The sequence below is a fragment of the Pseudomonas sp. S3_A09 genome (genome assembly GCF_054668065.1).
In genome coordinates this window covers 1636567-1650624 of sequence record NZ_CP162752.1, presented here as the reverse complement: position 1 = coordinate 1650624, position 14058 = coordinate 1636567, and the positions used below count along the sequence as shown (strand labels likewise).

9 protein-coding genes and 1 pseudogene are annotated in these 14058 nt (G+C 60.5%); all 10 read right to left on the bottom strand.

The annotated features are described in order from the left end of the window. Positions 1–25: 25 nt before the first annotated feature. The gene (locus AB4N92_RS07825) at positions 26–895 is read right to left on the bottom strand and encodes an oxygenase MpaB family protein (RefSeq protein WP_010206586.1); all 870 of its coding nucleotides are present in this window, start codon (positions 893–895) and stop codon (positions 26–28) included. 16 nt (positions 896–911) lie between these two features. Next, the gene (gene acs, locus AB4N92_RS07820; protein ID WP_045791627.1) at positions 912–2849 is read right to left on the bottom strand and encodes an acetate--CoA ligase; all 1938 of its coding nucleotides are present in this window, start codon (positions 2847–2849) and stop codon (positions 912–914) included. Positions 2850–2954: 105 nt separating this feature from the next. Next, positions 2955–4619, bottom strand: a complete 1665-nt coding sequence (gene pgi / locus AB4N92_RS07815; RefSeq protein ID WP_236267415.1) for a glucose-6-phosphate isomerase — start codon at positions 4617–4619, stop codon at positions 2955–2957. 225 nt (positions 4620–4844) lie between these two features. Next, positions 4845–5696: a pantoate--beta-alanine ligase gene (panC, locus tag AB4N92_RS07810; RefSeq protein WP_021492887.1), complete on the bottom strand. Its 852-nt coding sequence runs from the start codon at positions 5694–5696 to the stop codon at positions 4845–4847. Then, positions 5693–6493 carry a 3-methyl-2-oxobutanoate hydroxymethyltransferase gene (gene panB, locus AB4N92_RS07805; RefSeq protein WP_010206582.1) on the bottom strand — a complete coding sequence of 267 codons (801 nt, stop codon included), beginning with the start codon at positions 6491–6493 and terminating at the stop codon, positions 5693–5695. Before panB ends, panC begins: the two co-directional genes overlap by 4 nt. A 366-nt stretch (positions 6494–6859) precedes the next feature. Beyond that, entirely contained in the window at positions 6860–7345 is a 486-nt protein-coding gene (folK, locus tag AB4N92_RS07800) for a 2-amino-4-hydroxy-6-hydroxymethyldihydropteridine diphosphokinase (RefSeq protein WP_044287891.1), read from the bottom strand. Between the two features lie 2 nt (positions 7346–7347). Beyond that, positions 7348–8751 carry a polynucleotide adenylyltransferase PcnB gene (locus AB4N92_RS07795; RefSeq protein WP_010206578.1) on the bottom strand — a complete coding sequence of 468 codons (1404 nt, stop codon included), beginning with the start codon at positions 8749–8751 and terminating at the stop codon, positions 7348–7350. Between the two features lie 697 nt (positions 8752–9448). Beyond that, positions 9449–10876: a sigma-54-dependent transcriptional regulator gene (locus tag AB4N92_RS07790; protein WP_021492886.1), complete on the bottom strand. Its 1428-nt coding sequence runs from the start codon at positions 10874–10876 to the stop codon at positions 9449–9451. Positions 10877–10898: 22 nt separating this feature from the next. Next, positions 10899–13852 (bottom strand): annotated as a pseudogene (locus AB4N92_RS07785) (sensor histidine kinase). Then, positions 13836–14012 (bottom strand): hypothetical protein, encoded by a 177-nt coding sequence (locus tag AB4N92_RS07780; RefSeq protein WP_003176118.1) that lies wholly within the window; start codon positions 14010–14012, stop codon positions 13836–13838. The pseudogene AB4N92_RS07785 and the gene AB4N92_RS07780 overlap by 17 nt, the downstream one beginning before the upstream one ends. Positions 14013–14058 lie beyond the last annotated feature (46 nt).

Sequence of the window (14058 nt, the reverse complement as noted above, 5' to 3'; positions counted from 1 at the left end):
AAGTTTAACAGCTATGCGCCGTCGCCTACATCAACCCCATCCGCCGATGGGCCCGTTGCACTGAACCGTTGCGCATCGCCCAGCGCAGCATCGGCGCACTGCGCCTGACCCCGGCACGGATCATCTGGCGTTGCAGTGGGTGCTGGTGCTGGTCGAGCATGGTGCTGGCCCAATCCGGCAGCAGATCGATCCCGGCCTGCATCATCAGGCTGCCAAAGGGTTTGGCCAGCAGGCTGGGGGAGGGTGCATTCAAAAGCAACCGCAGCACTTCTCGGCTGCGCTCGTCGCACAGTAATTGCGGGCGGATACGTGCCAGATAATCCGAAACTTCCTGCCGAGAGCGCGGAACATGCCGCGCGCCCAACTGTTCGGCAACCAGGGCAATTTCACTGTAGTAACGGTCCTGGTCCCGACCTGAAAGACGCGGGTTGCGATAGCGCAGGTGAGCAGCGAGAAAATTACTGACCTCCGCCACATGCACCCAGGTTAACAATTCCGGGTCGCTGGCCGCATAAGGCCGACCATCCGGAGCATGGCCGACGACCTGCAGGTGAATGGTGCGGACTTTTTCGATCAGCCATTCAGCGTCTTTGCGCGAACCAAAAGTCGTACCCGAGATGAATTGCGAGGTACGCCGCAAGCGCCCGAGCATGTCCTGACGAAAGTTCGAGTGGTCCCACACGCCCGCCAGGGCCAATGGATGCAAGGCTTGCAGCATCAAGGCGCTGATGCCGCCGATGAGCATGCTGCTGAAGTCGCCATGGACCTGCCAACTCACCGAATCGGGCCCGAACAGGCCGGGGTCGCCCTTGGGGTTTTCCAGGTCCAGTTGGCCCAGCGACAGGCCGGTCAGGCTCATCAACTGGGTTTCGATGCGGCTGCGGATAAATTCCATGGCGACTCAGGTTTTCCTATCGGTTCAAGCGTTTGTCGATCAAGCCCTCTACGACACTAGGATCGGCGAGGGTCGAGGTATCACCCAGGCTGTCGAGTTCGTTGCAGGCGATCTTGCGCAAAATCCTGCGCATGATCTTGCCGGAGCGGGTTTTCGGCAAGGCCGGGGCCCATTGGATCAGTTCCGGCTTGGCAAAGCTGCCGATTTCCTTACTGACCAACTCCAGCAGGTGCCTTTTCAACGCATCGTCGGGTTCCACCCCATTCATGGGGGTCACAAAGGCATAGATGCCCTGGCCTTTGACGTCATGGGGGTAGCCCACCACAGCGGCCTCTGCCACCAGGTCATGCAGCACCAGGGCGCTTTCCACTTCGGCGGTGCCGATACGGTGGCCGGACACGTTGATCACATCGTCGATGCGCCCGGTGATCCAGTAGTCGCCGTCTTCATCACGCCGTGCGCCGTCACCGGTGAAGTAGTAGCCGGGGTAGGGCTTGAAATAGGTGTCGATCATGCGCTGAGGGTCACCATACACACTGCGGATCTGCCCTGGCCAGCTCGCTTTGATCGCCAGCACGCCACTGCCGGCGCCGCTGAATTCTTTACCCTGTTCGTCCAGCAATACTGGCTGTACGCCAAACATTGGCTGAGTCGCGCAGCCGGGCTTGATACGCTGCGCGCTGACCAAGGGGCTGAGCATGATGCCGCCGGTCTCGGTCTGCCACCAGGTATCCACAATCGGGCAGCGCTGTTCGCCGACGGCGTTGAAGTACCAGTCCCAGGCTTCCGGGTTGATCGGTTCGCCGACGCTGCCCAATAGGCGCAGGCTGGCGCGGGACGTGCTTTCCAACGGCGCGTGGCCTTCACGCATCAACGCCCGCAAGGCGGTGGGCGCGGTGTAGAAAATATTGACCTTGTGCTTGTCGATCACCTGCCAGAAGCGTGAGCTGTCCGGGTAGCTCGGTACGCCTTCGAACATCAGTGAGGTTGCGCCATTGGCCAGCGGGCCGTACACGATGTAACTGTGGCCGGTGACCCAGCCCACGTCGGCAGTGCACCAGAACACTTCGCCATCGCGGTAGTCGAGCACGTATTTGAAGGTCATCGCGGCTTGCAGCAGGTAGCCGCCGGTGGTGTGCAGCACGCCTTTGGGTTTGCCGGTGCTGCCGGAGGTGTAGAGGATGAACAACGGGTCTTCGGCATCCATGGGCTCGGGCGGGCAGTTGTCGCTTGCCGCATCCAGGGCCTGTTGATACTTGAGGTCGCGGCCTTCGCTCCAGTTGATGGTCGCTCCGGTACGCTCCACCACCAGCACCGTGCTCACGTTCGGGCAACTGGCCAGGGCTTTGTCGACGTTCTGCTTAAGTGCCACCGGCTTGCCGCCGCGCACGCCTTCATCAGCGGTGATCACGGTGCGGCAGTCGGCGTCTTGAATACGGTCGCGCAGGGCGTCCGGCGAGAAGCCACCAAATACCACGGAATGCACCGCGCCAATCCGCGTACAGGCGAGCATGGCGTAGGCGGCTTCGGGGATCATCGGCATGTAGATGCACACCCGGTCGCCTTTCTTTACGCCACGGCTTTTCAGCACATTGGCCAGGCGGCTGACGTTCTGGTGCAGTTGGCGGTAGGTGATTTTGCAAGACTTTGCAGGATCATCGCCCTCCCAGATGAAGGCGGGCTGCTCGGCGCGTTGCGCCAGGTGGCGGTCGATGCAGTTGTAGCTGACGTTCAGTTGGCCGCCGGCAAACCAATGGGCGGCGCCGGTGTTGATGTCTGAGCGTTGAACGGTGTGCCACGGGGTTATCCAGTCGAGAAAGCCTTTGGCCTGTTCGGCCCAGAAGGTATCCGGCTGTTCGATGGATTGGCGATAGAGGCGCTTATAGTCCTCTTGACTGAGTTGCGCAGCCCGACGGACGGCATCGGCGGTGGGGAACGTGCTGATATCGAACATGAGCAATCCTTATTCTTGTTTTCGCGACAAGTCATAAAGATGCACCCTGCACGGTGAGGGTTCAAGGCCAACGTCCAAACGGATGTTGGCCTTGCGATACCTGGATCAGCCGCGGTGACGACCGCGGAAGTAGTTGATCAGGCCCTGGGTCGAAGCATCCTCGGCCGAGGTTTCTTCGGCGCCGGTCAGGCGGTTGTAGACGCCCTTGCCCAGCTCTTTACCCAGTTCCACACCCCATTGGTCGAACGCGTTGATACCCCAGATCACGCTCTGCACGAACACTTTGTGCTCATACATCGCGACCAGCGCACCCAAGCGACGCGGGCTGATGCGCTCAACCACAATGGTGTTGCTCGGGCGGTTGCCCGGAATCACCTTGTGCGGTGCCAGCTTCTGCACGTCTTCTTCCGGGATGCCCTTGTCACGCAGCTCGGCTTCGGCTTCGACGCGGGTCTTGCCGAGCATCAATGCCTGGCTCTGGGACAGGCAGTTGGCGTAGAGCCACTGATGGTGGTCGGACACCGGGTTGAAGCTGACGATCGGCACGATGAAGTCGGCCGGGATCAGTTGGGTCCCCTGGTGCAGCAACTGGTGATAGGCGTGCTGACCGTTGCAACCCACGCCACCCCAGATCACTGGACCGGTATCGGTCCCCACTGGGGTGCCATCCTGGCGCACGCTCTTACCGTTGGATTCCATGTCCAGCTGTTGCAAGTGTTTGGTAATGTTACGCAGGTAGTGGTCGTACGGCAGGATCGCATGGCTCTGCGCGCCCCAGAAGTTGCCGTACCACACACCCAGCAGGCCCAGCAGCACCGGCATGTTGGCTTCGAAGGGGGCGTTCTGGAAATGCTGGTCCATGGTGTAGGCACCGGACAGCAGTTCCTTGAAGTTGGACATGCCGATCGCCAGGGCGATTGGCAAGCCGATGGCCGACCACAGCGAGTACCGTCCGCCAACCCAGTCCCACATCGGGAAGATGTTTTCTTCACGGATACCAAAGGCCACCGCCGCCGCGTTATTGCTCGATACGGCGATGAAGTGGCGGTACAGCTCGGCTTCCGAGCCACCCTGGGCCAGGTACCAGGCGCGAGCGGCCTGGGCGTTTTTCAGGGTTTCCAGGGTGTTGAAGGATTTCGACGAAACGATGAACAGCGTGGTCTCGGCGCGCAGCTTCATGGTCAGCTCATGGAACTCGCTGCCGTCAATGTTCGCCAGGTAATGGCAGCGCACGCCTTTGTGGGCGTAGGACAACAGCGCTTCGGAGACCAGCTCCGGACCGAGGAACGAGCCACCGATACCGATGTTCACCACGTCGGTGATCGGCTTCTCGGTGTAGCCACGCCACAGGCCGTCGTGGATGCGGCCGACCAGGTCAGTGATCTGGTTCAGCACCTTGTGCACGTCCGGCATGATGTTCACGCCGTTCACCGACAGCTTGTCGCCCACCGGGCGGCGCAGGGCGGTGTGCAGGGCCGGGCGGCCTTCGGAGGAGTTGACCGGCTCACCGGCATACAGCGAGTTGATCGCGTCTTTGAGGCCGACTTCTTCGGCGAGGCCCACGAGCAGGTCGCGGGTTTCGCTGGTGATCAGGTTTTTCGAGTAATCGAGGAAAAGTCCGCAGCTGCTCAGGGTGAACTGGGAAAAACGCTGTGGATCGGCATTGAACGCTTCGCGCATGCTGAAATCCTGCATGGCTTGGCGATGTTGATTGAGCGCTTGCCAGGCGGGCAGAGCGGTAACGTCATGAGGGGTGCGGTAGTACGCCATCGCTGCGGGTTTCCTTTTATTACGGGGACTGCCTTTAGGACACTTCTAAGCCCGGAACGTCCAGTCTTTCATCAAGCAATGGGTTCCGGACAGCGCTAACCATAGCGCAGGGCGATTACATTAAACCTAGCGTGTCGATATGTCTTGGCTTTGTCTGCGCTCAGGCCGGTACTTTTTTATACCGGCACTTTTTATTTACGCAGCGAGGAGGGCAATGGGAACGGGTCAGTCGAGGGTCAGGTGCAGGTTGTCGATGAGTCGGGTGGCGCCCAGATAGGCGGCTACCAGTATCACGATATCCCGGTCCTCGGCCGTGGCCGGGCGCAAATGCACGCCCTGGCGCACTTCGAGGTAGTCCAGGCGCAGCCCGGCAGCTTCGATCTGCTGGACCTGTTCGGCACGCAGCTTGGCAAAGTCGTGGTCACCGGCTTTGATCGCTGCACCGATCTGGCTGAGGCAGCGGTACAGCACCGGCGCGATGGCCCGTTGTTCGTCGGAGAGGTAGCCGTTGCGCGACGATAGCGCGAGGCCGTCGTCGGCGCGTACGGTGGGCTCGCCAATGATTTGGATCGGCATGTTCAGGTCATGGACCATGGCGCGGATCACCGCCAGTTGCTGGTAATCCTTCTGGCCAAATACCGCCATGTCCGGCTGGACCATATTGAACAGCTTGCTGACCACCGTCGCCACGCCTTCGAAGTGCCCCGGACGGCTGGCGCCGCACAGGCCTTCAGACAGTTGCGGCACGCTGACACGGGTCTGGCCGGTCATGCCGCCGGGGTACATTTCCTCGACGGTGGGCGCGAACAACAGGTTGCAGCCGGCTTGCAGCAGCTTTTCCTGGTCGGCTGCCAGCGTGCGCGGATACTTGTCCAGGTCTTCGCCGGCGCCAAACTGCAACGGGTTGACGAAGATGCTGGCGACTACGAAATCCGCCTGCTGGGCGGCCTTGGTCACCAAAGTGGCATGGCCGCTGTGCAGGTTGCCCATGGTCGGCACAAAGCCAATGCGCTTGCCGGCATTGCGGGCGTGGGTCACAGCGGCCCGCAGTTCACGTACGGTTTTTACGGTGTTCATGCAGAAAATCCGTGTTCGGCGCCAGGGAAGGTCACCGCTTTGACTTCGGCGACGTAGGCACTCAGTGCGGCGTGAATGCTGTCCTGGCCGGCCATGAAGTTCTTCACGAACTTCGGCACACGGCCGCTGATCGACAGGCCGAGCATGTCGTGCAATACCAGCACCTGGCCATCGGTGGCCGAGCCTGCGCCAATGCCGATCACCGGTACCTTCACCGCCTGAGTAATTTCTGCCGCCAGCTCGCTCGGCACGCATTCGAGCAGGATCATTGCCGCGCCCGCCTGTTCCAGGGCGATGGCATCCGCGCGCATCTGCCGCGCCTGGGCCTCATTGCGGCCTTGTACCTTGTAGCCGCCGAGGATGTTCACCGACTGTGGCGTCAGGCCCATGTGCGCGCACACCGGCACGCCGCGTTCCGCCAGCAGGCGGATCGACTCGGCCAGCCACACTGCGCCTTCAACTTTGATCATGTGCGCACCGGCTTGCATCAGCTTGCCGGCATTCTGGAACGTCTGTTCGAGCGTCGCGTAACCCATGAACGGCAGGTCGGCGATGATGAAGGCACCATCGTTGCCGCGCTTGACGCTGGCAGTGTGGTACGCAAGTTCATCGGTGGTGACGGGCAGGGTGCTGTCATTCCCTTGAAGAACCATGCCCAGGGAGTCGCCCACCAGCAGCACTTCAACACCCGCCTGGCAACTGGCGTGGGCGAAGGTGGCGTCATAGCAGGTCAGCATGGTGATTTTTTCACCTTTGAGCTTGAGGCTCTGCAAGGTGGTCAGGGTAATGTCTGGCATGAAAAGGGTCCTCGTTCAGGCGCTTGGAAACAGCGAGTAACGCGCGTGAGTCTTCGTTTATACAGGCGCACCGTCTTGAGAGCAGTGCTTATAAGGCCTGGATTGCGCCCTTTAGCGCCGGGTTGGCGGCAGCGGGACGCCTATAGTCGTGAGGAGGGCACGGGAAGTCAATTGGATGTGTTACCGCATTGTTACGATGGCGGTGTTACCGCTGTTACTGACGCGATTCAGCAAGTGGGAAAGCGATTTTGAGTGCGCAGGTGATCGAAATGTGGGAGCTGGCATGCCTGCGATAGCATCACTTCGGTATGACTGAAAGACCGAAGTGCCTGTATCGCAGGCAAGCCAGCTCCCACATTGAGCGAGTCAGTCTTGGGGCAGGCGTTCCAGGCCGACAAACGGGCAGGCGGCCAGCAGTTCGCTGAGCGTCTGACCGTTGGGCAGTTGCAGCGCGACGGGCGCCAGTTCAGCCAGCGGATACAGCACAAACGCCCGCAGGTGCATTTGATAGTGCGGCACCTTGAGGCGCGGCTCGTCGATCAGGCGATCGCCAAACAACAGGATGTCCAGGTCGAGCGTGCGTGGGCCCCAGCGCTCAAGGCGTTCGCGGCCTTGGTCGTTCTCGATGGCTTGCAGCGCATCCAGCAACTCCAGGGGCGCAAGGTTGCTGTCCAAGGCAGCAACCGCATTGGTATAGCGCGGTTGGCCTGGGAGCAGGGAGTCACTTTGATAAAAGGCGGAGACGCCGGCGACGGTGGTGCCTGGCAATCGTGCCAGTGCTTCGACAGCGCTGCGCAATTGCTGAGCCGGGGCAGCCAGGTTGCTGCCCATGCCGATGTAGATGCGTTCCACGTTTATTCGCCCGCAGCGCCCGAGGCGTCAGCCGAACTGCGCTTGCGTTTGGTGCCGCTGCGACGACGCTTCTTAGGGCCGGCGCCTTCGCCATCGCCTTTGCTGCCGAGCTCACGAATCATGTCGCGGCGCCCGCTGTCATTGGCGTCCTGGTAATCGGTCCACCATTCGCCCAGGCCGTCGGTCTGCTCGCCGGCACTTTCGCGCAGCAGCAGGAAGTCGTAGCCGGCGCGGAAGCGTGGGTTGTCCAGCAACAGGTCAGCGCGTTTGCCGCTGCGGCGTGGCAGACGCTCCTGCATGTCCCAGATCTCGCGGATCGGCATGGTGAAGCGTTTCGGGATGGCGATGCGCTGGCACTGCTCGGCGATCAACTCATGGGCGGCTTCCTGCATGGCCGGGATCGGCGGCATGCCACGTTCCTGCAAGCGCAGTACGCGTTTGGGCAAGGCTGGCCACAACAGCGCTGCAAACAGGAACGCCGGGGTGACCGGCTTGTTCTGCTTGATGCGCAGGTCGGTGTTGATCAGCGCTTCGCTGATCAGGGTGTGGGTGTACGTCGGGTTGTATTCCAAAGCCTCGGCGCTGGCCGGGAACAGCGGGTCGAACAACTGCAGGTCCACCAGCATTTCAAAGGTGTCGGCGGCATAACCCGAGAGGAATAGTTTGAGCACTTCTTCGAACAGGCGCGCCGAGGGGATCTCTCGCAGCATCGGGGCCAGTTCGCGAATCGGCGCGGCGGTATGGCGCTCGATGCCGAAGTTCAGCTTGGCAGCAAAACGCACGGCCCGCAGCATGCGTACCGGGTCTTCCTGGTAGCGCTGGACGGGGTCACCGATCAGGCGGATCAGGTTGTTGCGAATGTCGTGTACGCCATTGGCGTAATCGAGGATGCGCTCGCTGACCGGGTCGTAATACAGGGCGTTGATGGTGAAGTCGCGGCGTTGCGCGTCTTCTTCCAGGGTGCCGTAAACGTTGTCGCGCAGGATGCGCCCGCTTTCGTTGCGGGAGGACTGATTGGTGTCTTCCTCTTCATCGTTTTGCGGATGGCCGGCACGGAACGTCGCGACTTCGATGATTTCGCGACCGAAGTGAATATGCACCAGCTTGAAGCGTCGGCCAATGATCCGCGCATTGCGGAATTCGGCACGCACTTGCTCAGGCGTGGCGCTGGTGGCGACGTCGAAGTCCTTGGGTGTGATATTGAGCAGCATGTCGCGAACGCACCCGCCCACCAGATAAGCCTGGTAGCCGGCGTTCTGCAAACGTTCGACGATGTTCACGGCGTAACGGCTGAATTGAGCGCGTTGCAGCGAATGTTGGCTGCTGTTGAGCACTTCAGGCGTGCTGCGTTTGTGTTGCGTACGACGCAAGGGAGAACGGAATGACTGGAACAACTTCTTCAGCATGGGATGCACTGTTTGAAGGAATGTTCGGCCATAACGAAGAATGACCGCATGATGGGCGGGGATTCTAGCATTTAGTCAGGGGATGGTGTAGGAACAAGCTGCAGGCATTGCGCCGTAAGCGTTGAAAGGTCAAATCGCAGAAACTACAAGGGGAGCCGAAGCTCCCCCAGAAGTAGTTGCGTGCTCTATTTTTATTATTGGTTTCGGGCTTCTTGTTTTTGTTGATCGCCCTCGCCATGAAGTTTCACCTTCATGACACTCCCAATCGGGAGTCAAGAGCAAACGGATTGCTTTGGTCGCTGTGTTGCTGATCTACGATCCAACCAGTTCAGGCTCTGCCTTAGGGCAGTTTTTGTTGTTCTCGGCCTGGTTGCGGGGCAAGCCCCAAATGCAACGCCTCTCCAAAAGAATCAGTTAGCTGCGCCTCCGCCGTGTTGTTTTTGTTATGCGTGAGTCGATTCGTCTTATTTTTATTGTCTTGTACAAAGCTTGTTATTGTTTTTGTACTAAGCATATAGCAGGGTGCGTGCCAACTTTTGCGCCGCCCAGTAAAAACGGGGGGTTGAGGTGGTTTCGGGTTTTTGACGGACCAAAAAAAGCCGGGGCTTCGTTACCGTAAGCCCCGGCTTTTGTTACGCGAAATATCCGCGGTAACAGTTTTTTCACCTCTGTGGGTGTTACCTGTGGGGGCGCCCCCTCAACTCTCGCTGGCGACTCCGGTCTTGCGTCGAGGAATGCCCAGGCGCTGGCGGCGTTCCCACAGGCATTTACGGCTCACGCCCAGTTTGCGTGCCAGCTCGGTCTCGGTCATATGGTCCTGATGTTCAAGGACAAAATGCTGGAAGTAATCCTCCAGTGACAGATCCTCAGTCGGCTCATGGCTGGTATTGCTACCGCCCTGTGATGGCGCCAGGCCGATGAAATCATCGTCCTCCAGGTCACTCAGCTCGATATCGATGCCCAGCAGCTCGGCGGAAATTTCCGGGCTTTCGGACAGGATCACCGCACGTTCAACCGCGTTTTCCAGCTCGCGCACGTTACCAGGCCACGAATAATGCCGAATCGCCTGCTCAGCGTCCGGCGCAAACTTCAGGTCGGTACGGTTGATGCGTGCGCTCTGGCGCAGCAGGAAGGCGTGGGCGATCTCGTTGACGTCGGCGCCACGTTCACGCAGGGCCGGCAGCTTGAGGGCGATCACGTGCAGGCGGTAATACAGGTCTTCACGGAACTGGCCGATCTTGGCCAGGCTCTTGAGGTCGCGGTGGGTCGCCGCGATCAGGCGCACATCGACCTTTTGCGATTGCACCGAGCCTACCCGGCGGATTTCACCTTCCTGAAGCACGCGCAGCAACCGCGCTTGTGCTTCCAGCGGCAGTTCGCCGATCTCATCGAGGAACAGCGTGCCGCCGTCCGCCGCTTCCACCAGGCCCGCACGCCCGGCGCTTGCACCGGTAAACGCGCCTTTCTCGTGGCCGAACAGTTCGGACTCGATCAGGGATTCGGGGATCGCCGCGCAGTTCACCGAGATCATCGGCGCCTTGGCGCGTTTGGACAGATTGTGCAGCGCGCGGGCCACCAGCTCTTTACCGGTGCCCGACTCGCCCTGGATCAAGACATTTGAGTCAGTCGGCGCGACTTTGCGGATCTTGCCGTACAGGTCCTGCATCGGTGGGCAGGAGCCGATGATGCCGATCTCGCCGTTGCTGTTGTCGACGCCTGGTTTGTCGGCGGCTTTTCCCGCCGGACGTTGCTCGGCGGGCGCACTGCTGGCCGACTGGCGGTCCCGCAGGATGCGGGCCACGGCCTGAAGCATCTCGTCATGGTCGAAAGGCTTGGCGATGTAGTCCACCGCGCCCATCTTCATGGAGTCCACTGCCGAGCGCAGGCTGGCGTAGCTGGTCATGATCAGCACCGGGGTGCCCTGGCCAAGCTTGATCAACTCGGTGCCAGGCGCGCCAGGCAGACGCAGGTCACTGACAATCAGGTCGAACGTGGGAATGCTGAAACGCTCCTGGGCTTCCTGCACCGAGCCGGCTTCGCTGACTTGGTACTGATTACGTTCAAGCAGGCGACGCAAGGCAGAGCGGATGATGGTTTCGTCTTCGACGATCAAAATGTGCGGCATTGATTCAATTCTCTCGACGGTCTCAGTTCACAGCGGACGTCGCTTCGACATGACGCGGCAAGGTCACCCGAATACGGGTGCCGCGTTGGCTTTCGGTGTCAGCCGGGCTGTCGATGGTGATTTGTCCATAATGCTCTTCAACGATGGAATAGACCAGTGCAAGGCCCAGACCGGTACCTTCACCTGGGTCCTTGGTGGTGAAGAAGGGTTCGAACAATCGGTCCATGATGTTCTGTGGAATACCGCTACCTTCATCTTCGACGATCAGATCGACCGTATGTTCGAAAGCCTCGGTCTTGACGCGTACCGCGCCGCCGGCCGGGGTGGCGTCACGGGCGTTGGACAACAGGTTGATCAGCACTTGTGCCAGGCGCTGTGAGTCGCCATCGACCCAATGGTCGGGGTCACACAAATTGAAAAACTGCACTTCGAAATTGCGCCGGTTCAAGGCCAGCAGCCCAATGGCATCCTGCGCCACTTCGGCCAGGCAGACGGCTTCGTCCTGGTTCTGGTGCGCGCCGGCGTGGGCGAAGCTCATCAACGACTGCACGATGCGTGAAACACGCTTGGTCTGTTCGAGGATCTGCCCGCTGATCTCGGTGATTTCGCCATCTTCTTCGCGCTCTTCCCGCAGGTTCTGCGCCAGGCAAGCGATACCGGTGATCGGATTGCCGATTTCATGGGCCACACCCGCCGCCAGTCGGCCGATGCTCGCCAGGCGCTCGGAGTGCACCAGCTTGTCTTCGAGCATCTGGGTGTCGGTCAGGTCTTCCACCAGCAACACCAAGCCGCTGTTACCGGGCGCCAAAGGCTCGTCGATAGCGGCTTTGTGCAGGTTGAGCCAACGGGTCTGGCCGTCGAGCGCCAGGTGCTGTTTGTGCAAGTGTTCGTCGGGCAGGTTGATGAAGCCTTGCAGCAACTCTTTCCAGGGATCGCCCAAGGTATTGAGGCGCGAACCGACCACGCGCTGCGCGGCAATGCCGGTGAGCTCTTCCATGGCCTTGTTCCACATCAGGATCTCTTGGTCCTTGGCCAGGGAGCACACGCCCATCGGCAATTCCTGCAGGGTCTGGCGGTGGTAGCGGCGCAAGGCATCGAGTTCGGCGGCGAGGCCAGTAAGGCGTGAGTGGTAATCCTCCAGTCGGCTTTCGATGAAATGGATGTCTTCGGTCACGTAGTTTTCGCCGCCGGCCTTGTAAGGCAGGAAGGTTTCCACCATGTCCTGGGACACGCTCGGTCCCATCAGCCCGGACAGGTTGGCTTCAATGCGGTCACGCAGACGGCGCAGCGCGTACGGGCGCCGTTCATCGAACGGCAGATAGAGATCGCGCAGCGCCTGCTCGACTTCCTTCTGCGCCGCTTTTGCGCCCAGTGGCTTGGCCAGTTGCGTGGCGAATTCCTGGGGGAAGCCGCATGCAATTCGCGTCGCTGTGGGCGGCGTACGTTATCCACCGCGCAGGCCTCGGCGGCGCTGGTTTCTTCCGGACTGGCGTTGGTGAACAGCGAGATCAGGGTGAACATCAAGACGTTGGCGGCCAGGGAAGCAATCGCGGCCATGTGCCAACTGGTGTCATCCAGCACGTAGATCATGTTCAGCAATGGGATGTAGAAGCCTTGCAGGTTGCCGACCAGCGGTAACAGCATGGTCACGACCCACACCAGGATCCCCGCCAGCAACCCGGCGATGAAACCGCGGCGATTGGCGGTCGGCCAATACAGCACCGACAGCACGCCCGGCAGGAACTGCAAGGTCGCGACAAACGCGACGATGCCGAGGTTGGCCAGGTCTTGGCCTGCGCCCAGCAACAGGTAGAACCCGTAGCCGGCCATGATGATTGCGACGATCAGCGCGCGGCGTGTCCATTTCAGCCAGCGGTAGATATTGCCTTCGGCCGGCGGCTGATACAGCGGCAGCACCAGATGATTGAGCGCCATGCCGGAAAGTGCCAGGGTTGTGACGATGATCAGTCCGCTGGCCGCTGACAAGCCACCGACATAAGCCAGCAGCGCCAAGGCCGGGCTGTTGGCGGCGATGCCGATGCCGAGGGTGAAGTATTCAGGGTTGGTGGTGGCGCCCAGCTTCAAGCCTGCCCACAGGATCAGCGGCACCGCCAGGCTCATCAACAGCAGGAATAACGGCAAGCCCCAACTGGCACTGACCAGCGAGCGCGGGTTGAGGTTTTCGGTGAAGGTCATGTGGTACATGTGCGGCATCACGATGGCCGAGGCGAAGAACACCAGCAGCAGCGTGCGCCATGGGCCTTCCTGCAATGGGGTGTGCAGGGCGGCGAGGGCGGTCTGGTTTTGCAGCAGCCACAGTTCCAACTGCTGCGGGCCATCGAATACGCCGTAAAGCGCATACAGGCCGACGCCGCCAATGGCGATCAGCTTGATCACTGACTCAAAGGCAATCGCAAACACCAGGCCTTCATGTTTTTCACGGGTGGCGATATGGCGCGAGCCGAAGAAAATCGTGAACAGCGTGATCAGCGCACAGAAGGCCAGGGCGACGCGGTGTTGCACCGGCTCACGGGTCAGGATGCTGATGGAGTCGGCCACCGCCTGGATTTGCAGGGCCAGCAATGGCAATACGCCGATCAGCATGAAAATGGTGGTCAGCGCGCCGGCCCAGGTACTGCGAAAGCGGAAGGCAAACAGGTCGGCGAGGGATGACAGCTGGTAAGTACGGGTGATCTTCAGGATCGGGTACAGCAGCACCGGTGCCAGCAAAAAGGCGCCGGACACGCCTAGGTAACTGGACAAAAAGCCATAGCCGTACTGATAGGCCAGGCCCACAGTGCCATAGAACGCCCAGGCACTGGCGTATACGCCGAGGGACAGGGTGTAGGTCAACGGATGGCGAATGATCGCCCGCGGAATCATTCCGCGCTCACTGATCCAGGCCACCCCGAACAGCGCGGCCAGGTAGGCGGCGCTGATCAGCAGCATCTGGGTGAGGCTAAAGCTCATCGGCATCTTTTTGGCTCTGCAGGATGAAAGTCACGACGATCAGGATCAGCCACAGCAGATAAGGGCGGTACCAGGCGCCCGTGGCGTCGATCCACCAATCCATGATGGCGGGGGAGAACAGGTAGATCCCGACGACCAGCAGCAGGACCAATCGATAGATGTACATGTTGGCCTCTGTGTAAAAACGTGCGGCGATGGTAACGGATGCCGGG